The 21,034-nt window shown below is 64.0% G+C and carries 17 protein-coding genes and 1 tRNA gene; 7 read left to right on the forward strand and 11 right to left on the reverse strand.

Translation table 11 applies throughout. From position 1 onward, the window contains the following. Positions 1-13 precede the first annotated feature (13 nt). Entirely contained in the window at positions 14-1,030 is a 1,017-nt protein-coding gene (locus AB4Z38_RS20880) for an asparaginase (RefSeq protein ID WP_441431474.1), read from the reverse strand. 36 nt (positions 1,031-1,066) lie between these two features. After that, positions 1,067-2,656, reverse strand: coding sequence for a molybdopterin-dependent oxidoreductase (locus tag AB4Z38_RS20885; RefSeq protein WP_441431475.1), 1,590 nt, complete (start codon positions 2,654-2,656; stop codon positions 1,067-1,069). Between the two features lie 137 nt (positions 2,657-2,793). Here AB4Z38_RS20885 and purD point away from each other — a divergent pair, with 137 nt between their 5' ends. After that, positions 2,794-4,104 (forward strand): phosphoribosylamine--glycine ligase, encoded by a 1,311-nt coding sequence (gene purD, locus AB4Z38_RS20890; protein ID WP_441431495.1) that lies wholly within the window; start codon positions 2,794-2,796, stop codon positions 4,102-4,104. Between the two features lie 3 nt (positions 4,105-4,107). Then, positions 4,108-5,043: a phosphoribosylaminoimidazolesuccinocarboxamide synthase gene (locus tag AB4Z38_RS20895; RefSeq protein WP_441431476.1), complete on the forward strand. Its 936-nt coding sequence runs from the start codon at positions 4,108-4,110 to the stop codon at positions 5,041-5,043. Between the two features lie 62 nt (positions 5,044-5,105). Here AB4Z38_RS20895 and AB4Z38_RS20900 read toward each other — a convergent pair whose 3' ends face one another. Continuing rightward, positions 5,106-6,392, reverse strand: coding sequence for a helix-turn-helix domain-containing protein (locus tag AB4Z38_RS20900; protein ID WP_441431477.1), 1,287 nt, complete (start codon positions 6,390-6,392; stop codon positions 5,106-5,108). A 138-nt stretch (positions 6,393-6,530) separates the two neighbouring features. Between AB4Z38_RS20900 and AB4Z38_RS20905 the strand changes: the two genes are divergently transcribed. Further along, positions 6,531-6,794 (forward strand): hypothetical protein, encoded by a 264-nt coding sequence (locus AB4Z38_RS20905; protein ID WP_059389476.1) that lies wholly within the window; start codon positions 6,531-6,533, stop codon positions 6,792-6,794. A gap of 280 nt (positions 6,795-7,074) precedes the next feature. Here the strand turns inward: AB4Z38_RS20905 and AB4Z38_RS20910 are convergent. From AB4Z38_RS20910 to AB4Z38_RS20930, 5 genes are all read right to left on the reverse strand, one after another. Further along, positions 7,075-7,151, reverse strand: a tRNA-Pro gene (locus AB4Z38_RS20910). A gap of 84 nt (positions 7,152-7,235) precedes the next feature. Next, the gene (locus AB4Z38_RS20915) at positions 7,236-9,053 is read right to left on the reverse strand and encodes an ABC transporter ATP-binding protein (RefSeq protein WP_441431478.1); all 1,818 of its coding nucleotides are present in this window, start codon (positions 9,051-9,053) and stop codon (positions 7,236-7,238) included. Then, positions 9,050-10,879 carry an ABC transporter ATP-binding protein gene (locus AB4Z38_RS20920; protein WP_441431479.1) on the reverse strand — a complete coding sequence of 610 codons (1,830 nt, stop codon included), beginning with the start codon at positions 10,877-10,879 and terminating at the stop codon, positions 9,050-9,052. Before AB4Z38_RS20920 ends, AB4Z38_RS20915 begins: the two co-directional genes overlap by 4 nt. Positions 10,880-11,090: 211 nt before the next feature. After that, on the reverse strand, positions 11,091-12,053 hold the full coding sequence (locus AB4Z38_RS20925; RefSeq protein ID WP_441431480.1) for a metallophosphoesterase: 963 nt from the start codon (positions 12,051-12,053) through the stop codon (positions 11,091-11,093). Continuing rightward, complete coding sequence (locus AB4Z38_RS20930) at positions 12,046-14,328, reverse strand: transglycosylase domain-containing protein (RefSeq protein ID WP_441431481.1); 2,283 nt, start codon at positions 14,326-14,328, stop codon at positions 12,046-12,048. Before AB4Z38_RS20930 ends, AB4Z38_RS20925 begins: the two co-directional genes overlap by 8 nt. A gap of 37 nt (positions 14,329-14,365) precedes the next feature. Here AB4Z38_RS20930 and AB4Z38_RS20935 point away from each other — a divergent pair, with 37 nt between their 5' ends. The 3 genes from AB4Z38_RS20935 to AB4Z38_RS20945 are packed head-to-tail and all read left to right on the forward strand — an operon-like array spanning position 14,366 to position 15,989. Beyond that, on the forward strand, positions 14,366-14,521 hold the full coding sequence (locus AB4Z38_RS20935; RefSeq protein WP_009359196.1) for a DUF4177 domain-containing protein: 156 nt from the start codon (positions 14,366-14,368) through the stop codon (positions 14,519-14,521). 2 nt (positions 14,522-14,523) lie between these two features. Continuing rightward, positions 14,524-15,060 carry a RidA family protein gene (locus AB4Z38_RS20940; protein WP_234748685.1) on the forward strand — a complete coding sequence of 179 codons (537 nt, stop codon included), beginning with the start codon at positions 14,524-14,526 and terminating at the stop codon, positions 15,058-15,060. Positions 15,061-15,077: 17 nt separating this feature from the next. Next, a complete protein-coding gene (locus tag AB4Z38_RS20945) occupies positions 15,078-15,989 on the forward strand; it encodes an NUDIX hydrolase (protein ID WP_441431482.1) in 912 nt (303 codons plus the stop codon). Between the two features lie 83 nt (positions 15,990-16,072). Here AB4Z38_RS20945 and AB4Z38_RS20950 read toward each other — a convergent pair whose 3' ends face one another. Next, positions 16,073-16,750: a Crp/Fnr family transcriptional regulator gene (locus AB4Z38_RS20950; RefSeq protein ID WP_011775987.1), complete on the reverse strand. Its 678-nt coding sequence runs from the start codon at positions 16,748-16,750 to the stop codon at positions 16,073-16,075. A 247-nt stretch (positions 16,751-16,997) separates the two neighbouring features. Between AB4Z38_RS20950 and AB4Z38_RS20955 the strand changes: the two genes are divergently transcribed. Next, positions 16,998-18,182, forward strand: a complete 1,185-nt coding sequence (locus AB4Z38_RS20955; RefSeq protein ID WP_441431483.1) for a MarP family serine protease — start codon at positions 16,998-17,000, stop codon at positions 18,180-18,182. An 84-nt stretch (positions 18,183-18,266) separates the two neighbouring features. On the opposite strand, the gene aroQ is transcribed toward AB4Z38_RS20955, so the two are convergent. Together aroQ and AB4Z38_RS20965 are read right to left on the reverse strand one after the other, a co-directional pair. Continuing rightward, positions 18,267-18,731, reverse strand: a complete 465-nt coding sequence (gene aroQ, locus AB4Z38_RS20960; protein ID WP_441431484.1) for a type II 3-dehydroquinate dehydratase — start codon at positions 18,729-18,731, stop codon at positions 18,267-18,269. Positions 18,732-18,812: 81 nt separating this feature from the next. Further along, positions 18,813-21,002 (reverse strand): alpha-galactosidase, encoded by a 2,190-nt coding sequence (locus tag AB4Z38_RS20965; RefSeq protein WP_441431485.1) that lies wholly within the window; start codon positions 21,000-21,002, stop codon positions 18,813-18,815. Positions 21,003-21,034: the final 32 nt, after the last annotated feature.

A 21,034-nucleotide genomic window follows, 5' to 3' on the forward strand; every position in this document is an offset into this window, starting at 1 on the left:
TCGCAAGTTCCAATCAGTCCAGCAGCGCCGAAACGGCGTGACCCAGGCGGATCCTGCCGACCGAGTGGCCACCGCCGAGAACGGGCTCAACGACCTTTTCGAGCACGCTCGAGACGCCGGGAATATCCACGGCGCCCGCAACCGCGAGGAGCGTGAGTCCAACCAGCGTGGCAGCGCGGGGGTTCCCGTCCAGGATCTTCACTGCGACAGAGGCACCTGTGGGGGTTGCCAGGACCAGGACACCTTCCGCTCCGCCCTTGGCAAGCACTTCGAGTTCGTCCATGACGATGGTGTTTGCCTCGCCGCGGCCCTGCACTGCCCACGGGTAGTCCAACATGGACGTGGCAATGGTTGCCGCGCGGGCGTTGGAGCTCCGGTCCCGCGGGGCCTGCGCCAGACGCGAGTAGGCCCGCGCCAGCCCGGTCAGGGAAAGCGCAGCCACAGGTGCTCCGCATCCATCAATGCCGAGGTGGGCGATTTTCTCGCCGCTGTATTCCTCGATGACGGTCCGCACGCGCTGTTGCAAGGGATGGTTGGGCTCCAGGTAACTGTGCGTGTCCCAGCCGTTCTCGGTGCAGGCCCAGAGGAACGCAGCGTGCTTGCCTGAACAATTGGAAGCCAACTTGGTCTTGCCGTGCTCGGAACGGATCAGCCAATTGCGGGCGACTTCGTCCTGCGGCCATGCCGAGGGGCATTGCAGCTGTTCTTCCCGGACGCCGGCGGCTTTCAGCATGCCTTCCACCACGTCCATGTGATCGAGCGAGCCCACATGGCTGGCACACGCCAAAGCCACCTGGGCGCCGCGGAGTGGCACGCCCGACTGCATTGACGCGAGGGCCTGGAAAGGCTTGAGCGCGGAGCGGGCGTAGATGGGCGTCGTGATGTCGCCGAGCTGGGTCACCACGGAGCCGTCACCGGAAAGAACCACTGCGGAACCGATGTGACGTGATTCGATGAAACCGCTGCGTTCGATCACTGCCAGTTCGACGGCGGACTCAACGCTGAAGGTTTCATGCGAACTCAATGGCATGATGCAAGTCTAGGGTGAAGGCACCGTCTTCCCGGGCTACTCCACGGTCACCATAACGGACTGCCATCCCGAGGCGCCGTCAGGCACGGGATCCGCCCTCTTTTCAGTCTGCAGTTCGCCGGTTCCGTCCGTGGCCCGGACCTTGATGTAGTGGGGTCCAGGAGTGGCGTCCCAATTGAAGGACCACTGCCGCCACGTGACGGCAGATGCCTCCGCGGCAAGGATGACTTCGACCCATGGGCCGCTGTCTATCTGGACCTCCACCTTTTTGATGCCACGGGTTTGGGCCCAGGCGGTGCCGCCCAAGGCGACCCTGCCGGCAGGAACTTTGGCGAAGGATTTGGGTACTTCAAGCCGGGCCATGGTCTTGATGGGAGCCCGCTCGGACCAGCCGCGGGTGGTCCAATAGGCTTTCTTGTCGGCGAATCGGGTGACTTCCAGATCCACCACCCATTTGGTCGCGGAGACGAAACCGTAAAGACCCGGAACCACCATGCGTACGGGGTAGCCGTGTTCCAGCGGGAGGGGTTCGCCGTTCATGCCGATGGCCAGGATGGCATCCCTGCCGTCCTGGAGCACTTCCAGCGGAGTGGAGGCGCTGAACCCGTCGATCGAGGTGGAGAGGACCATGTCCGCTCCCGTCTTGGGACGCGCTTGTTTGAGTGCGTCACGGATGGGCATGCCCAGCCATTTGGCGTTGCCGGCGAGGTTTCCGCCCACGGGGTTGGACACGCAGGTGAGCGCCACGTGGGTTTCGATCAGTTGGGCGTCGAGCAGGTCCTGAAAGGTCAGCCGGACCTCTTGTTCCACCAGCCCGTGGATCCTCAGCTCCCAATCCTGGGCGTTGATCTCCGGCACGCTCAAGGCGGTGTCGATCCTGTAGAAGTCCTTGGCCGGGGTGAGCCAGGGGGTGACTCCCGGCGTCGGGGACTGGACGCCCTCGGGGACGGGAACAGCCGCCCGGGCCGGAGCCGGGAGCTTCAAAGAATCCCGTGCCTTGGCCACATTGCTGCGTGCGGCACTTAGGAAGCGACCGCCGCCGGCTGCGATGGCGGCCGCCGCAACGGTGATACCCGTGGCGGCGAAGAAGGTTCGGCGCGTCGTGGCGGGACGCTCGACGCCTTTGGCCGCGGTGTCGGCAGGGGCGTCAGGGAAGGACTTCAGCCGCCAAAGCCGGGCCACCGAGAGGCGGAGGACAACGAGCCCGGCCACTATGCCGATCAGGCTCGGTATGGAATCGACGGGCTTCACGCTGGCCCGGGTCACGACGGCGGCCACAATCACCGCACCCATGCCGAGAACGCCCAACACACCGAGCGCCCAATTGCGGAAGGCCACGACACCCAGCACGCAAGCCAGCACGAAGATGGTCAGGCCCATGCCCACAAACAGCGCGGCCTTGTCATTGGTGCCGAACGTGGTCACGGCAAAGTCCTTCATCCACGGCGGCGTGAAGTCGATGAACGTGGACCCCAACGCAATCACCGGAGTAGCCCGGGCCGTAAAGAAGGCGCCGATCAGTTCCGCGACGGAAAGTACGACGGCGGCGGCGGCCACCCCGGCCAGTGCAGCCAATGCGGTGGGTCCCCTGAGCCAGTTCCTGAGCTTGTTACCGAGCTTGTTCATGCAGGTTGTTCGGAGCCGGAGGGCCCCGGGATGGCTTGGACATGCTCAGCGCTTTGGTGCCCACGGTGCGGGTGGGCATGTCCAGTGGTGGAGACAGCTTAGGAGTCCTGCCCCCGCACAAAGTACCCTTGAAGACTGTGAAGGTACTCGTCATTGGCCCCGGCGGCCGCGAACACGCAATTGTCCGCTCCTTGCTCAAGGATCCCAACGTTTCCGAGGTCCATGCGGCTCCGGGAAACGCGGGCATCGCCAAGCTGGTCCCCACGTACGCGATCGACGGGAACAACCCCGGCGCCGTCGCAGCGCTTGCGACAAAGCTGGCGGTTGACCTGGTTGTCGTCGGCCCTGAAGCACCACTCGCGGCGGGTGTATCCGACGCAGTCCGCGAAACCGGCATTCCGGTCTTCGGCCCAAGCAAGGCCGCGGCGCAGCTCGAAGCCTCAAAAGCGTTCGCCAAGGAAGTCATGGCCGAGGCCGGCGTGCCCACCGCCATGGCCCGCGTGGCAACAAACGCTGCGGAGGCAGCTGACGCGCTGGACACGTTCGGCGCTCCGCATGTCGTCAAGGATGACGGACTGGCCGCCGGCAAGGGCGTAGTGGTCACCAATGACCGCGAGGAAGCACTCGCCCACGCCCAGTCTTGTTTCGACGCCGGAGGAACCGTTGTCATCGAGGAGTTCCTGGACGGGCCCGAGGTCTCCCTGTTCGTCCTGTGCGACGGCCGCACCACGGTGCCGCTGTCCCCGGCACAGGACTTCAAGCGGATTTTCGACAATGACGAAGGCCCCAACACCGGTGGCATGGGCGCCTATACCCCGCTTGACTGGGCACCTGTTGGACTGGTCCAGGAAGTCATCGACCGCGTGGCGCAGCCCACCGTGGACGAGATGGCCAGCCGAGGAACTCCATTCGTCGGCGTCCTTTACTGTGGCCTGGCGCTGACTTCCCGGGGCACGCGCGTCATCGAATTCAACGTCCGTTTCGGCGATCCCGAAACGCAGGCCGTCCTGGCCCGGCTCAAGACCCCGCTCGGCGCCCTCATGCTGGCAGCGGCCAAGGGCGAACTCGACCAGGCCGAAGAGCTGCGCTGGTCGAAGGAGTCGGCCGTCGCCGTCGTCGTCGCCGCCGAAAACTACCCGGACACGCCCCGCACGGGGGACCGCATCCGAGGCCTGAACAAGGTTGACGCGCTGGAAGGCGTCCACGTCATCCACGCCGGCACCAAACTGGACGAAGAAGGCCGGATCGTCTCCGCCGGCGGCCGCGTGCTGGCCGTCGTGGCTTTGGGGACGGACCTCGTGGAGGCCCGCGAGCGGGCTTACGACGGCGTGGAGCTGGTCCAGCTCGACGGCGGACAGTTCCGTACCGATATCGCCGGCAAGGCAGCCCGCGGCGAGATCCACGTGGTCTCCCCGGCCACCGGCTCCATCCCGAATGTGAAGGCTTGAACCATGCCTGAAAGCAACGCAAACGGCCTGCAGACCGAAACCCTCGACCTCCCGGGGTGGAAACACTTCTACTCGGGCAAAGTCCGTGACCTCTACGTTCCGGCGGATGATGTCATCGCGGACGAAGCCGGCCAGGACCGAGTCTTGGTGGTGGCCAGCGACCGCATCAGCGCCTTTGACCATGTCTTGAGCAGCGAGATCCCGGACAAGGGCCGGGTCCTTACGCAGCTGAGCCTCTGGTGGTTCGAGCAGCTTGGCGTGGAGCACCACGTCCTGGCGTCCACGGTCGCCGAGGGTGTGCCCGCGGAAGTCGAGGGCCGCGCGATGATCTGCAAACGGCTGGAGATGTTCCCCGTGGAATGCATCGCCCGCGGGTACCTCACGGGATCCGGGCTCGCCGAGTACCGCCAATCGGGCACCGTCTGCGACATCCCGCTGCCTGAGGGCCTCGTTGACGGCTCGCGGCTTGAGCACGCCATCTTCACGCCTTCTGCCAAGGCTGAGGTCGGCGAGCACGACGAGAACATCACTTATGACGACGTCGTCGCGATGGTGGGCGACGACATCGCCGCACGCCTGAGCGAACTCACGTTGAAGATCTACACCCGCGCGGAAGAGATCGCCCGCGGCCGCGGCATCATCCTGGCCGACACGAAGGTTGAGTTCGGCATCGACGTCACCACGGGTGTCATCACCTTGGGCGATGAGGTCCTGACTCCGGATTCCTCACGTTTCTGGGACGCGTCCACCTACGAGCCGGGCAAGGCGCAGCCTTCGTTCGACAAGCAGTTCGTGCGTGACTGGCTGACCTCCGCGGAATCGGGCTGGGACCGCTCGAGTGACACCCCGCCGCCCGCACTGCCGGCCGACGTCGTGGAGAAGACGCGTGTCCGCTATGTGGAAGCCTACGAGAAGCTCACCGGCAGGACGTTCGTCTGACTCGCAGTTGTTGTCGTTTAGCGGTGGCTAAACGACAACAACTGTCAGTCAGTTGGGCGCCATTAGCTTGCGCGGGAAGACTGCGCACTCGCGCTATGGCCCGACGCCGCCCGACGTTCCGCCAGCCGGATCTCCAGTACGGAGTCCATGGCCTGTTGGACGCGGTCGGCTGCTCCGGCGGCCGTGAAATCGCGTTGGGCCTCTTCGAGGTGGACCAGCGCGTCCGTGTTTTCACCGGCCGCCTTGAGTGCCTTGCCGAGGAGGAAAGCGACCTCGCCTGCGGTGTGCCGGGCGAGGACATCGCGGTCCGCGTGGATTTCGCGCAATTTGGTGATGGCGGCCGGAATATCGCCCGTCAGATAGAGCCAGCGGGCGCGGATAAAGGCAACTTCAAGCTGGTCCGTCTTGTTTCCGCCCACAATCGACAGGGCGAGTTCAGCGCGTTCGATGGCCGAGAGCGTCTCCGGCTCCACGATTCCCGAGGAGAGCCGGACGGCTGCCGATGCCTTGTTGAAGCGGGCCCACAGCTCAATGTCATTGGCGGGGGAGAGCAGCTTGGCGGCGCGCTCGTGATGCTTGATGCCTTCCACATAGTCGTGGCGCATGAAGGCCACGTTTCCCACCACCCAGGCCACTTCGCCTGCGAGCTGCGACATTGAATGGTCGTCCATCTGGTTGTTCATGGCCTGGCAATATGTCCAGGCTTCGTCCAACCTGCCACTCTCGGCCAATGCTCCGATCAGTGCCCGGTGCGCCCCGATGATGAGGGTTGAGCCTTTGGGCAGCTGCTCGGAAAGCCTTACGGCTTCCTTGGCGTGCTCGACGGCGGTGGCCAGCTGCCCTTGTCCGTGGCAGACGGCGGCAAGCATCTGCCGGGCACGGACTCCCAAGCCCGCAGATTCCGTAGCCATGGGATGTTCCAGGAGATGCTGGATGATCTGCTGGCATTCCTTCAACTGACCCTGCTTCATGAGGCATTCGGCCTGCATGTAGGTCATGTTCCACCAGGCGCTGGTGTTCTTTGCCTCGAGCGCGATCTGGGCGGCGGTCGCTGCGTGGCTTGCGGCAAGCGGGTAGTCCCTGAGGTCCCAGGCTTGCCTGGCGTACAGCCCCGCGAGCACGTATTCGGCGTCACTGACGGATATGGGCTGGCTCCAGGCTTCCAAGGCTTTTGGTGCCAGTTCCAGACGGCGGGCGAGTTCTTCAATGACTTCTGCCGTGGGCTCCCGCCGGCCGGTTTCAAGAAGTGAAATGTAGCTGGGTGAGTAAAGGTCCCTGCCCAATTCAGCCTGGGTCAGCCCACGTTCGAGCCGTTCGGCACGGAGCTTTTCTCCGAATCCGTTCCCCACAGGTTCCTCCTAGAGGCTTGGCTTTGCGCTGTCTTTACGCCTAAGGCTTGACAGTCGCTGTGGAAAACATTTTACAATGAATGTCAACAGGGACCGCGAAATTTCCGTAACGAATCCGACTCGCATTGAGGAAAAATTATGTTGAAGAAGATTGCTGCAGCAGTGGCCTTGGCCGGCGCTCTTGCATTCTCCGCCGCGGCACCAGCCGTCGTTTCCGCAGCCCCTGTGGCAGACACCGTCAGCACGGTGCTCAGCATTGGTAACTGGCCTGATCCGATGAGGGTCTCGCAGGCTATCGGCAACTGGCCCGATCCGATGGGTGTGGTCTCGCAGGCTATCGGTAACTGGCCTGATCCAATGAGGGTCTCGCAGGCTATCGGCAACTGGCCCGATCCCGTGTAACTGAGGCTCGACGGCGGCTCCCGGAGATCCCGGCAGCTGCTGGATAATTCAAATGAAGTGAAGAAGTCCCCGGTTGTCGGATATCGACACACCGGGGATTTCTTTTGTGCGAAGATCCGCGCGGGTCGTGATATACCCCGAGTTGTTAACAACACTTGTCTCTAAACCTTGGGCAAGCGAGGAAAACCGGTCAGGGGAATGTTTTTCCGGTTTTCGGGGACCGCCGAAAAGCTCGTTAAATAAAGTAGAAGACCTTCCGAGTGGAAGGTCTTCTACTAATTGGTCGGGATGACAGGATTTGAACCTGCGACCTCTTCGTCCCGAACGAAGCGCGCTACCAAGCTGCGCTACATCCCGATCCGCTGCGAAAGCAACTGTTCAAGAATAGCCGATCCCTCCCCGGATGCGAAATCGAAGGAAGCCCCCCCGGGGACAACAAGCTCAGACCAGCGAGTCCTTCCAGGCGCCGTGTAAGCGGGCGAAGCGTCCTCCTCGGCCGATGAGCTCGGCCGGTGTGCCGTCTTCCACGATGCGTCCCTCGTGCACCACCAGCACCCGGTCTGCGGTCTCCACCGTAGAGAGCCGGTGGGCGATGATAATCGCGGTGCGCTCGGAGTCCGTTCCGGATAGCAGGCTGCTGAGGCCGGCCTGCACCAGCCGTTCGGAGGGAATATCGAGCGAAGATGTCGCTTCATCCAGGATGAGTACTGCCGGGGCCGCGATGAATGCCCGGGCAAAGCCGATCAACTGCCGTTGCCCGGCGGAGACCCGGCCGCCTCGCTTGTTAACGTCGGTATCGTAGCCGTCAGGCAAGGCGGAGATGAAGTCATGTGCCCCTACTGCCCGGGCAGCTTCTTCAATCTCCGCGCGGGTGGCCCCAGGCCGCCCCAAGGCGATGTTGTCCGCCACGGAACCGCTGAAGAGGAACGCTTCCTGGGTGACCATCACGACGGCGCGGCGCAGGTCCGCCGTCGAGAGCTCCCGGAGGTCGACGCCGTCGAGGGTCAAGGATCCTTCGGTGACGTCGTAGAAGCGGGCGATGAGCTTGGCGAAGGTCGATTTGCCGGCACCGGTTTGTCCGACGAGCGCTATGGTCTGTCCGGCGGGAAAATGGAGGTCCAGCCTGGGGACCACTACCTTGCCGTTGCCGTAGCCGAACTCCACCCCACGGAAGTCGATTTCGCCGCGGGCATGGGGCAACGGCACGGGGTTCTTCGGCGGCCGGACAGTAGGAACTTCTTCGAGCAGTCCGGACACCTTCTCGAGCGCAGCCTGGGCGCTCTGGAAGGAGTTGTAGAACATGGCCATCTGGTCCACGGGCTGGAAGAAGCGCTTCGTTGAAAGGATCAGTGCCAGCAGCACGCCCACCGCCAGGTCTCCGGAGAGCACCCGGAAGCCGCCGAACAGCAGGACCACTGCCACGCAGACGTTGCCGATGAGGACCAGGCCCGGTTGGAAGACGCCGTTGAGGTTGATGGAGCGGACCGTGACTTTGCGGTAGTCCTCGGAGAGTTCGGCGTAGCGCTGGGCGTTCTCCGGCTCCTTGCGGAAGGCCTTGATGGCCCGGATGCCGGTCATGGTCTCCACGAAGTGCACAATCAGCCTCGCGGACACCACCCGTGATTCGCGGAAGGCGATCTGCGAGTGCTTCTGGTACCAGCGGGCCAGGAAATACGCGGGCACGCCCGTGGCCAGCATGAGCAGCCCGCTGCGCCAGTCGAGGGCAAATACCGTGAACGCCGTGAAAAGCATGAACAGGATTCCGGATGCCAGCGAGCTGACGCCCGAATCGAGGAGTTCACGCAGCGCCTCAAGGTCCGAGGTCTGGCGTGCGATGATCCGGCCCGAGGTGTACTTCTCGTGGAACTCCAAGCTGAGACGTTGGGTGTGCCGGAAGACCCGCAGACGCAGGTCAAGGAGCATGGATTGGCTCAGCTTCGCCGTGGAAGTGACGTAGAGGGCCGTCAAAATCGCCGTTGCGACGGCCGCCGTCAGATAGAGGAGGCCGGCCAGGACCACCGGCATGTTGTTCCCGGCGAGCAGCGAGGGCAGTGCGTGGTCGATGCCGAAAGCGATGATCGCAGGCCCGGCTACCCGGGTGGCCTGGGAGAGCACCACCATGCCCAGCGTCAGCCAGAACCGCAAGCGCACCGGGCGGATAAGGGACCCCAGCAAGGCGACCGACCGCCGTCGTACGGCTTTGCTGTCGCTGCGGCTCAGGTGGGCGTTGTCTTCATTTGCGGTACCGAACGTGCTCATCGGCGGCCCTCCCCGGCTTGGTCCATGTGCTGTTCCGAATCCAGCTCGTGTTCCAGTTCGTCGAGTTCGAGGTCGAGGTCCTTCGGGCCGGCGTCGAGGCTCGCGATCACGTAGCGGTAGTGCGCGTTGTTGGCCAAGAGTTCCGTATGGGTCCCGACGGCGGTGATGCTTCCGTTTTCGAGCAGCGCCACACGGTCGGCCAAGGCAACGGTCGAGGGCCTGTGCGCGACGATGAGCGTGGTGGTGTCCCGGAGGACTTCGCGGAGCCTGGACGTGACGAGTTCCTCGGTGTTGACGTCCAGGGCCGATAGCGGGTCATCCAGCACGAGGACCCTGGGCTTGGCCGCGATGGCCCGCGCAAGGGCGATCCGCTGCCGCTGACCGCCGGAAAGGCTCAGGCCTTCTTCTCCGATGAGGGTCCCGACGCCGTCGGGCAGCGAATACGCGAAGTGCGCCTGCGCGACGTCGAGCGCTTCCTCGAGGGCTTCCTCGGAGGTGTCGGGCGCGCCGAGCAGCACGTTGTCCCGGACCGAGCTGGAAAACAGGGTGGTGTCCTCGAAGGCGACCGCCACGACGGTCCTCAGCTGCTCGACGCCGAAGTCGCGGACATCCACGCCGTCGATGGTCACGGATCCTTCGCTCACGTCATAGAGCCGGGGGACCAGCTGGAGCAAGGCGCTCTTTCCGCTGCCCGTAATGCCCACGAGAGCCATGGTTTCGCCGGGTCTGATGTCCAGGGTGATGTCGTGCAGGAGCCGGGCGCCGTCGTCGAAACCGAAAGCGGCGCCCTTGAAGCTCAAGGCCCCGCGCAGTTCCTTGGGTGTTCTGGGGTTCGCCGGACTGGTGATGGTATTGGGCGTATCCATGACCTCGAAGTGGCGGTCGAGCGCGGTCTTGGCCGTCAATGCCATGGCCAGGAGGGTCCCTGAGAATTCCACCGGCGCCGCAACAACCGCTGCGGTGCCGAAGAACGCAACGAGGGAACCGATGCTGAGTTGGCCCGTGGAGACGAGCAGGACCCCCGCCACGAGCCCGACGCCGAGCGCCAGCTCGGGCAGCAGCGTCACCACCAACGTGAAGGTGGCTTGGTGCTTGGCCTTGGCGATCTCGGTCTGCCTCAGCTCCTCGGCCTGCTCGTTGAAGCTCTCCAGCGCTTCGCGGCTGCGACCGAATGCCTTGAGCACGCGGATGCCGTGAACGGACTCCTCCACCGTGGTGGCGAGGTCGCCGGCCTGATCCTGGCTGAGCCGGGTTACCAGGCTGAAGCGGCGGCGGAAGCGGAAGGAATAGACCATGATGGGCACCGCGGCGGCCAGGAAGATCAAAGCCAGCTGCCAGCTCATCGCGAACATCACCACGACGCCGATCACTACGGTCAAGGTGGTCACCACCAGCATGATCGCGCCGAACGCCATCCAACGCCGCAGGAAGTTCAAATCCGTCATCGCGCGGGACAGGAGCTGCCCTGAGCCCCAACGGTCGTGGAAGGAAACGGTGAGGTCCTGCAGATGCCCGTAGAGGGACACCCGCATCCTCGATTCCACTGTGGTCGCGGGATTGATGACGAACTGGCGCCGCAGCGCCACAAGCCCGGCTTCTGCAATGCCGAGTCCCAGAACCACGACGGCGGCAATCCAGACAGCGTTAGTAGGGCCCCCGGGGTGGAGGGATCCGTTGATCAAAACCCGCAGCACCTGAGGGATGGCAAGCGCCATGATGCTGGCCAGCAAAGCGCTGAGGAGCCCCATGAAAAGCCGGGGGAGGATCGGTTTAACGTGCGGATAGAGACGTTTGACGGAGGTGAAGAATGAAGTCTGTTTGGCCATGCCCGCTTCTCAACAGCTTTGTTCCGGCGTTCCGCGTCTTTTTCGTACGGCGCGCGGAGGTAGTTTCCTGTAGCAACTACCCTATGCCATCGCGTAACGGGATTGACAGTACCATTGCGTTGCGTGATACGAGGTATTCGGAACTGCAGCTTCCCCGGGACATGCCCAGCTTAGGAAGGGAAGGATGGACATGCTCTGTGGTGGGTGCTGGCTATTGAGTGGCCGTCAGTGTCAGCAGCACGGCTTCCGGCTTGCAGGCGATCCGGACCGGGGCGAAGCGTGAGGTGCCGATGCCGCCCGAGACGTTGACCGGCGTCGTGCGTCCGTTGTTTTCCCAGTCATGCAGGCCTTTGGCGCGCCAGGTGGGGAGATCGCAATTGGCAACCAAAGCACCGTAACCGGGGATGCAGATCTGGCCGCCGTGGGTGTGTCCGGCGAGGATGAGGTCTGCGGAGTCGTTGGTGAAATGATCCAGGACCCGTTGGTAAGGGGCGTGGATGACGGCAACGCGCAGGTGTGGGCGGGAGTCCTGTCCGGCTGTGCCGCGTGGCCAGCCAGCGTAGCGCTCCCGATTCAGATGGGGGTCGTCCACTCCGGAGAAATCGAAGCGGATTCCGTTGATGGGCAGGGACTGGTGCCTGTTGGTGAGGTCGATCCAGCCGGACATCCCGAAACCTGAACGCAGGCGCGGCCAATCAAGCTCGACCTGTTTGTTCTTGACCCGCGACGGGCCGCGCAAATACGCTGCCGGGTTCTTGAACCGCGGGGCGTAGTAGTCGTTGGAGCCCGGGACGAAGACGCCGGGGAACTTCAACAGTGGCCGCAATGCATCCAGCAGCGGAACGACGGCGTGCGGGTGGCTGAGATTGTCACCCGTGTTCACCACGAGGTCAGGCTCAAGCGCCGCGAGCGAACGCAGCCATTCGGCCTTCCTGCGTTGGCTTGGCACGAAATGGATGTCGCTCAAGTGCAGCACGCGGAGGGGAGCCGAGCCTTCGGGCAGGATGGGAACGGTCTCCTCCCGGAGCACGAACTGGTTCTTTTCCCAGAGGCCATAAGCAAAGCCGGCAACGCCGGCAGTTGCGCCCGCCGCTGCGGTGACGGCAAAGCCGCGTCCGATGCTTCGGACGCGGCTTGCCAGCGATTCAATGGCGGGCCTGGAGCCTTTAGCCATTCTTTTTTCCATTGCCGTTCCCGTTGCTGCTCGGCTGGGTGCTCGGAGTCGTGCTGCCCGGAGTGGTGTTGCTCGGCGTCGAAGGCTTGTACCCCGGCGGATCGAGCAGGTTCGACGGCGGGGCCGGGAACGGGTTGGTCCCGTAAGCGGGAGCAACCTGGGACATGTAGTTGGAGAACTGCGGACCGGCGATCATGTAACCGTCGATGCTGGGATAGAACTTCCCGTTCACGGTAATATTTCGGCCCGGGCGGAGCTGATTACCCAGCGGGTCTCCGAACCAGCTGGCCGTCGCGAGGCCGGAAGTGTAGCCGACAACCCAGGTGGAGCCGTTGCTGTCATTGGTGCCAGTTTTGGCCGCGATCGGGAAACTGGTCTTGGTGGAAATCCTGGGCTGGATCAGCGAACCGGAGCCTTGGTTAAGAACCTCTTGCATGGCGTATGCGACACCGTGGGCAACCTCCGGGCTGACGGCGTCCTTGCAGTTGGGAGACTGAGCCGGCAACTTTGCGCCCGTCTGGTCCGTCACCGAAGTGATGGCGATGGGCTCGCAGTACTTGCCGTTGTTGGAGAACGTTGCCATCGCACTAGCCATGGTGAGGGGCGCGGTCTGGGTTGAGCCGATCAGGTTGCCCAGTGTGGTCATGGGAACCTTCGGATTGGGATCCGTGATCGCCCCGGACTGGTCACGGGCAGGGTTTCCGCCGTGGATGCCCACGGCGTCGACGATCTTTTGGATGCCACAGAGGTCCAGTTGAGAGGCCGAGGCAAATGTTGCCGTGTTGATGGAGTTCATGAGGCCGTACAGGACGGTCATGGGGCGGTAGTAGCCTACGTCCGAGTTTTGAAGGTCATAACTCCCGGCGACATTGCCGTCATAGAAACCATTTTCGGGCGTGGGACAGGTGTTCCGCCAAGGGAAATTCTGCGGGTACTTGCGGACCGTTGCGTTGATGGTCGTGTTCATCGATTTACCCTCATTGAGCCATTCGGCAAAAGTGAAGGGCTTCATGGTGGAGCCGGGCTGGAAGCCACCCAAGCCGTTAAGGTCGTTGCCTTGCGGATCAACCACATCCACGTTGAAGTTCTGTGTCTGTTCGAACTTCCCGTCCGCGGGCAGCCACACGGTGTTCTGAGCCATGGAAACGATCTTTCCGCTGCCCGGTTGGACCGAGACGATGGTGGCGCCCCATTTGTCCGGATTGGCGCCAGTGGTGGCATCTACCTGGGTTTGGGCCGCGTTCTGGGCCTTGGGATCGAGCGTGGTCTGGATGGTCAGGCCGCCGCGCGAGATGCGGTTGACGCGCTCGTCCTGGGTGGCGCCGTAGGCAGGGTTGTTGTAGAGCAGGTGCAGCACGTAGTCACAGAAGTACGGGGCCGTAGCGGCATATGCACAGCCTTGGCGAGGTTGCGTGACCTTGGTGGTCACCGGCGTCGCGATGGCGGCGTCGTAGTCAGCCTTCTTGATCTTTCCCTGGTCCAGCATGAGGCCGAGCACCAGGTCGCGGCGCTGCTTCGCGTGGTCCGGGTTCGTGACCGGGTCGTAGTAGGACGGGCTGTTGACCACGCCGGCCAGCAAGGCGGCCTGCGGCAAGGTGAGGTCCTTGGCGCTGGTGCTGAAGAAGAGCCTCGATGCGGCCTCGATGCCGTAGGCGTCCTTGTTGAAGAAGACAATGTTGAGATAGCCCTCAAGGATCTGCTGCTTGGAGAACTTCTTCTCCAGCGCGATGGCCAGCTTCATTTCGCGGAGTTTGTCGCCGACGCCCTTGTTGACGCCGTTGAGCTTGACGTCGGAAGCCTTGTTCTGGGAAACGAGGGACTCGTTGATGACGTTGTTCACGTACTGCTGGGTGATGGTGGAGGCACCCTGCTGTTTTCCGCGCGCTGTGCTGACGATGGCGCGCATGATGCCGGTGGCGTCGATGCCGCCGTGCTCATAGAAGCGGCTGTCCTCAACCGAGACGATCGCGTCCTTGATGAATGGGCTCATCTGGTCGAGCGAGACCCGCGTGCGGTTCTCAGAGTAGATGGAGGCGATCTGGCTGCCGTCCGCGGCCAGGATGGTGGTCGCCTGGCTGGGCGGGTTCACCTGAAGCTCCGCCGGCAGCGTGTCAAAGAACTGAATGGACCCACTCGCCGCACTGCCTGATACGGCGGCCGCGGGGACGAGCAGGCCCGCCACCAGGACACCACAAATAGCGCTCACACCGAGGAATCCGAGGATCTTTCCAAGAGTGGTGGCAGTGTCGAATAGCGGGTTCCTACGAGTCACCATGTTCACCACTTTACCGGCAAGGGCTAGTCTTTCTTTCATGACCAAATGGGAGTACGCGACGATTCCGCTCATCATTCACGCTACAAAGCAGATTCTGGACCAGTGGGGAGAGGACGGCTGGGAGCTCGTCCAGGTTGTTCCCGGACCCGATGGAAACGGACTTGTTGCATACTTGAAGAGGGAGAAGCAGTAACTATGACAACCCCCGCAGAAGCCAGCGTTGGCGCGGATTCCACAGCTCCGGCATCCGCCGTCGAGCAGCGCCTTGCCGAACTGGGACTGACCCTGCCGGCTGTTGCAGCGCCGGTGGCCGCCTATGTTCCGGCCATCGTCTCCGGCAACCACGTCTACACCTCCGGACAGCTGCCCTTCATTAACGGCAAACTCGAAGCTACGGGCAAAGTCTCCAGCGGTGAAGAGGGCCTTTCGGAAGAGCCTACGGTGTCTCCGGAAGACGCGCAGATGTATGCAGCCGTCTGCGCGGTCAATGCCTTGGCTGCCGTCAAGAGCGTCATCGGGGACCTCGACCGCATCACGCGCATCGTGAAGGTGGTCGGCTTCGTGGCCTCCGATACCTCCTTCACCGGCCAGCCCGGTGTAATCAATGGTGCATCCGAGCTTCTCGGGCGTGTCTTCGGCGACAAAGGGCAGCACGCGCGTTCCGCCGTCGGCGTTGCGGTCCTTCCGCTCGACTCTCCCGTCGAGGTCGAGTTGATCGCTGAATTCAGCTAAGGAACCGGTTCACTCAATTGCCACAACTAGCCCGACGCCTGTTTGCGTTACCCCCTGAACTAGAAGGGGCTGCACGGAATTGGCTTGAGCTCGGCGAACGGGCCCCCCGCGCCGCGCGTTTTGCATCATCTGTTGTCCTGCTCCGCGATTCGCCTACCGGCCTGGAAACGTGGATGGGTTACCGTCCCGGTTCCTCGCCGTTGGGCGTTGTCGCGTTTCCCGGCGGCTCGCTGGAACCCAGCGACGAAGACGCCCTCGGCTGGCTTGGCCCCTCGCCTCAGCATTGGGCTGAGACGCTGGGGACCGCCGACGTCGGACTTGCCCGCCGCCATGTGGTGGGCGCGATCCGCGAACTGTTCGAGGAGACCGGCGTGCTGCTGGCCGGCCCCGACCTGTCCTCCACGGTGGAGGCGACATCCACTCCCGAGTGGATGAAGGCCCGCGAGGCCGTAGCAGCGCAGGACAAGTCATTCACGGATGTACTGGCGAAGCGTGGATTGTCGCTGCGGACGGACCTGCTCAAGCCGCTCGTCAACTGGCTCAGCCCGGACTTCGCGCACCGGCGCTTCAACACCCGCTACTTCGCGGCCACCCTTCCGGTTAACCAACAGCCCTCGCTGTTGGCCAGTAAGGGTGTCTGGGGGCGTTGGGTGTGCGTTTCCAAACTCATGGCCGAGCGCGAGACCACTGCGCTTGGGGACGAAATCGGCCAGGAAAACACGGTTGGCTTGCCATTGGGCCAATTGCTGGTGCCTGGCTCGGAGATCATCCTCGAAAAGATGGCCGCTGCCCAGGGCTGCATCGCTTACCTCAGCTACAAACGGAAGCCGCACATGTACCAGCCGCGGCTCATCGAAGAGGATGGCGCACTCATGCTCGAAGTCGAAGCGGCCCGGACAGTTTCAGGGGAGCCACAGCGGGAGCGCTGACGACCTACGACGCGGGCGACACAAAAAATGCCTGGCGACACCGGAATTCCGGTGTCGCCAGGCATTTTCTGTGTCGCTAGAAATTACCGGGAGCGCTGGCGGAGGCGCTGCATGTCCAGGATGACCACTGCGCGGGCTTCCAGGCGGAGCCAGCCGCGCTGGACGAACTCGGCGAGGGCCTTGTTGACCGTCTCGCGGGAAGCTCCGACCAGCTGGGCCAGTTCTTCCTGCGTGAGCTCGTGGGCGACCAGGACGCCGTCGGTGGCCGGTCGGCCGAAGCGGTCCGCGAGGTCCAGCAGGGCTTTGGCGACGCGGCCCGGGACGTCCGAGAACACGAGGTCGGACAGGGAATCGTTGGTGCGGCGCAGGCGGCGAGCGAGTGCCTGGAGCAATTGTGCGGACACCTCGGGGCGAGTGCGCAGCAAGGCGTTGAGGCTTTCGTTCTTCAAGCCTGCCAGACGGGTCTCGGAAACGGCTGTGGCCGTTGCGGTGCGCGGGCTGGGGTCGAACAGGGCCATTTCGCCGAAGAGCTCGCCCGGGCCGAGGATTGCCAACAGCGATTCGCGGCCATCCGGAGAGGTGCGGCCGAGCTTAACCTTGCCGGACACGATGAAGTAGAGCTGGTCACCCTGATCGCCCTCGCGGAAAACAGACGCTCCGCGTGAAAGGTCCACCTCTGTGAGTTCGTCCGTCAGCAGACGGAAAGCGTCGTCGTCAAGGGTGGCGAAGAGGGGTGCGCGGCGCAATACCTCGATATCCATGAAATCTCCTGAGTAAAAGTTCGGCTGGGGCGCTTCAGCCATTGTTTCAGAATTTTGTCGCGTCTGTGACGTACTTGGCAGCCGAAACGCCCTAAATCACGCGGAACAGGCCCAAAACCGCGCCCCAACTTGCCGGGATTGCCCTGCTGGGCGGCTCCTTCGCGATCCGGGCGACAGCTTGCTTCCGAAGGGAAGCTGTCAGTCTGTGCAACTACAATTGGGGCTTACTCGGCTGTGAGGAGCTTTGGTGTTCGGCTTGACCATATTGGACTTGGCGTTGATTTTGACGCTTCTTTCCTACCTGATCTACGGCCTGCGCAACGGCTTCTTCGTGACGCTCGGCGGAATCGCAGGCTTCGCCGTAGGAGCGGTGGCTGCCTTTATCGCGGTCCCGCTCGTCGGCGACTGGGTGAAGGACAGTGGCTGGAGGCTGACCGCCATTATCGGCTCGGCCGTAGTGCTCATTGTCCTAGGGCACGGGCTCGGTACCTGGATCGGCCAGAGGGTCCGCAAAGCCGTGCGCATCCAGCCATTGCACGCACTCGACCGCGTGCTGGGTGGTTTCGTCAGCTTGGTTGTTGCCGCGCTGGTCATGTCCATGTTGGCGTTCAGCATCGGTTCCTTGGGTGTGCCGTTCGTTTCGCAGCAGCTGGCCGATTCCAAGGTGATCCGCTTCATCGACACCATGACGCCCACACCCGTCAAGGCCAGCGTGGCGCAACTGCGTTCCACGGTCATGGGCAACGGCATTCCGCAACTCATCGAGGGGATCGGCCCCGTTGCTCCTGTGCCCATTCCGAACACCAGCACGGACACTCCCGCACTCAACAACGCGGCCCATTCCGTGCTGAAGATTGCCGGCACGGCCTACCAGTGCGGCCAAAACCAGACGGGCTCTGGCTTCGTTGTCTCCCCCGGCCGCGTGGTGACCAACGCGCACGTCGTGGCTGGCGTGTCGCAGCCTGTGGTGGAAATCCCCGACGGCGGTGCGTTGCCTGGTCGCGTGGTCTACTTCGACAGCCAACGCGACTTGGCCGTGGTCGCCGTCGACGGTCTCCCGACGGCGCCGCTGCAGTTGAGCGCCGACCTTCCGGCCGGTTCACCCGCCGCCTTCGCCGGCTACCCCCACGGTGGTCCGTTCCAGTCCAAACCGGCCGCGGTGGAGGGCATCTCGACCTTGCTGGTCCCGGACATTTACGGCAACAACCCGTCCCCGGAACAGGTCTACAAGCTGGCCGGAGACGTGCAGCCGGGCAATTCGGGCGGTCCGCTGCTGACGATCCAGGGGCAGGTTGCCGGCGTGGTCTTCGCCAAGACCACTTCGGATGTGGCAGTGGGCTACGCCCTGACAATGGACGAGCTCTCGCCGGTGGCCCAGCAAGCACCATCCTTGAGCGAGGCAGTGTCGTCAGGCCAGTGCACCAAGAAGTAACCCTGCCCACCGAGGGACATGCTCTGCGCTTGCCCTGGCCACTAAGAATGAGCATGTCCCAAAGAACCTGCCCAGTCCGAGGATCTAGACCGCGGTGGCGAGGTAGTCGATGGCCAGCTTGTAGCCCTGGACTCCCGCGCCGACGATCACCGCGGAGCACACCGGGGACAGGTAGGAGTGGTGCCGGAATTCCTCGCGCCGGTGCACATTGGTGATGTGGACCTCGACGGCGGGAATCTGCACTGCTGCGAGAGCGTCCCGCAGCGCCACGGAAGTGTGCGTGTATGCACCCGCGTTGATGACGATCCCGACGGCGGTTCCGCGTGCACCGTGGATGGCGTCCAAGAGGTCGCCCTCATGGTTGGACTGGACGCAGTCCACTGTGAAGCCGTGGGCCCCGGCGGCTGCCATGGCGAGCTGTTCGACGTCGGCCAAGGTGGAGGTGCCGTACTTTTCCGGTTCGCGCGTGCCCAGCAGGTTCAGGTTGGGGCCGTTGAGGACGAGGATGGTGCCGCGACCGGCTTCGGTGGCGGTGGGAGCTTCAGTCATAACTCCCAATCTATCGGTGTGCGGAGACGGTCCGGCGTTTCTTACGCTGCCGTGGACTGCGTAAGAAACGCCAAACGGCAGCTACACCGCGGTGATGCGGAGCAGCAGGGCGTGCTCCGGGTTCAGGACCGGCATGGGAAGACCCACCTCCGCAAAGAAGCGGCCGCTTGCCTGAGCCCGGGATGGCAGCCAAGCCGGCGGTTGCACCTGGGTGAACGTGCGGGCATAGTCGGCGTCGCCGGGGGCCGGGAAAATGGCCTGAACCATGTAGGAACGCTGGGGGTCGAGGCCCGGAACAGCGACGCGCCCGGGTTGTTCGGCGAACGACGTGCGCGTGCTGACGACGGCGAACAGCGCGGACCCGCCGTCGTCGGACACCACGCCGTGCAGCATCAGCGAGTCGTCCGGAACGTCCGCACGGACCATCCGCCCGCTGTGGATGAGCCCGCGGTGCTCCTTGTACAGGCCGATGAAGCGCTTGAGCTCCTCGCGTTCGGCGCCCTGCACCTGGCGGACATCCCATTCCATGCCGAAATGCCCGAACATCGCGGTGATGGCGCGGAAGGAGAGATCATGTGTTCGGGCCGTGGTGTGCGAGGTGGTGGGGCCGATGTGCCCGCCCACGAGTTCCGGTGGAACGACGACGCCGGTCCAGCGCTGGATGGTCTGCCTTTCGAGGGCGTCGTTGCAGTCCGATCCCCAGATACGGTCGGTCCGCTCAAGGATGCCGAGGTCCACCCGCGCCCCGCCCGAGGAGCAGCTTTCGATTTCGACGCCGGGGTGGGCCTCGCGGAGCTCGTCGAAGAGCCGGTAGGCGGCCAGCGTTTGCGCATGTACGGATGCGCGGCCTGCATGGCCGTGCTCGCTGAGGTCCCGGTTCTGGTCCCATTTGAGGTATTTGATGTTGTTTTCCCCGAGCAGGGTGTCGATCCGCTCGAAGACGTACTGCCAGGCCGCGGGGTTGACGAGGTCGATGATGTGCTGGTGGCGCCATTCCACGGGGAGGCGGCCGCCGTCCTTGTGAGAGAGGGCCGCGGGGCCAACGATCCAGTCGGGGTGCGCCCGGGCAACATCGGAATCCAGGTTGATCATTTCCGGTTCCACCCAGAGCCCGAATTCCATGCCATGGGAATTCACGGCCTCGATGAGCGGCGTCAGGCCATCGGGCCACAGGGTTTCGTCGACGTACCAATCGCCCAGGCCGGCATGGTCGTCGCGGCGCCCGCGGAACCACCCGTCGTCGAGCACGAAGCGCTCAACGCCGAGCTCCGCGGCGGACTCCGCGAGTTCGATCAGGGTGTCCAGCCTGTGGTCGAAGTACACGGCCTCCCAGGTGTTGAGGACCACGGGGCGGGGTTTGCCGGCAGGGAGCCCTGTGGAGGCCGCGGGAAGGACGTGATGCGGGCGGGACCGGAACCAGCTGTAGAAGGCTTCGCTGATGCCGTCCAGGCCGCGGTCCGAGTAGGCGGCAAACAGCACGGGCGTGGTGTAGCCCTCGCCAGGCTGGAGCACTACTTCCGCCGGGCCCAGGAGCTCAGAGCCGCCGATCATCGTGCGGCCATCGGCCACGGTGTCGGCGAATTGTTCGTGGTTGCCGCTCCAGGCCAAGTGGGTGGCCCAGACCTTCCCGTTGCGGTTTCCGAATCCGGCGGTACCCGCCGCGAAAAGCAGCGAGGAATCGTGCCCCGTGCGGCCGTGGCGTCCCGTGCGTACCCACGTCCCTTGCTGGACGGGCCGGCGCTGTGGGTGCCGTTCGCGGCACCAGCGCCCGGTGAGGTCAAGGAGCTCGACGGCGTCCGACCCCACCGGGAGGACGGTGGCCAGCTCGTCGAGCTGGAAAGGGGACGTGCCGTCGTTGACGGCGGTATGGCGCAGCTCGAGAAGGCCGCCGGGGTGAAGCGTGAGCTTGGACGTCACGGAGATTCCGGCGTCGGGATCCTTTTGGACAATCGCTGCAGAGGCGACGGCGGAGTTGCCGTCAGCCTGCACGTCCACTACGCGGAGCCGGAGCGAAAAGTCGAGCCCCGGGGCGCCGTCGGCGATTCGCTGGCCGCGCAGGCCCGGGCGGCCCCGCCATGCGGAGGAGCCTTGGGGGAGGAGAGCCGCCGGTACGGTGGCGTCGACGGCGGAGTGCGGGATGGGTTCGCCCAGGATGGCGAGGTCCGGGAGGGTGTTGCCGAGATCGGCGCCCCAGTGGATGACTTCGGCCTCTCCGTTGTAGAAACTGACCACCAGGCTTGTGCCGGCGGAACGGAGGTGGAGCGGGTCCATGGGCTGTTCACTTTCAGAGAGTCGGAGTGCGT

The sequence above is a fragment of the Arthrobacter sp. 2RAF6 genome, from assembly GCF_052115205.1.
GTDB lineage: Bacteria > Actinomycetota > Actinomycetes > Actinomycetales > Micrococcaceae > Arthrobacter.

Coding starts and splice junctions, on each gene's coding strand:
- AB4Z38_RS20880 (WP_441431474.1), bottom strand. CDS start 1,030: ATGCCATTGAGTTCGCATGAAACCTTCAGCGTTGAGTCCGCCGTCGAA.
- AB4Z38_RS20885 (WP_441431475.1), bottom strand. CDS start 2,656: ATGAACAAGCTCGGTAACAAGCTCAGGAACTGGCTCAGGGGACCCACC.
- AB4Z38_RS20895 (WP_441431476.1), top strand. CDS start 4,108: ATGCCTGAAAGCAACGCAAACGGCCTGCAGACCGAAACCCTCGACCTC.
- AB4Z38_RS20905 (WP_059389476.1), top strand. CDS start 6,531: ATGTTGAAGAAGATTGCTGCAGCAGTGGCCTTGGCCGGCGCTCTTGCA.
- AB4Z38_RS20915 (WP_441431478.1), bottom strand. CDS start 9,053: ATGAGCACGTTCGGTACCGCAAATGAAGACAACGCCCACCTGAGCCGC.
- AB4Z38_RS20920 (WP_441431479.1), bottom strand. CDS start 10,879: ATGGCCAAACAGACTTCATTCTTCACCTCCGTCAAACGTCTCTATCCG.
- AB4Z38_RS20925 (WP_441431480.1), bottom strand. CDS start 12,053: ATGGCTAAAGGCTCCAGGCCCGCCATTGAATCGCTGGCAAGCCGCGTC.
- AB4Z38_RS20930 (WP_441431481.1), bottom strand. CDS start 14,328: ATGGTGACTCGTAGGAACCCGCTATTCGACACTGCCACCACTCTTGGA.
- AB4Z38_RS20935 (WP_009359196.1), top strand. CDS start 14,366: ATGACCAAATGGGAGTACGCGACGATTCCGCTCATCATTCACGCTACA.
- AB4Z38_RS20940 (WP_234748685.1), top strand. CDS start 14,524: ATGACAACCCCCGCAGAAGCCAGCGTTGGCGCGGATTCCACAGCTCCG.
- AB4Z38_RS20950 (WP_011775987.1), bottom strand. CDS start 16,750: ATGGATATCGAGGTATTGCGCCGCGCACCCCTCTTCGCCACCCTTGAC.
- aroQ (WP_441431484.1), bottom strand. CDS start 18,731: ATGACTGAAGCTCCCACCGCCACCGAAGCCGGTCGCGGCACCATCCTC.
- AB4Z38_RS20965 (WP_441431485.1), bottom strand. CDS start 21,002: ATGGACCCGCTCCACCTCCGTTCCGCCGGCACAAGCCTGGTGGTCAGT.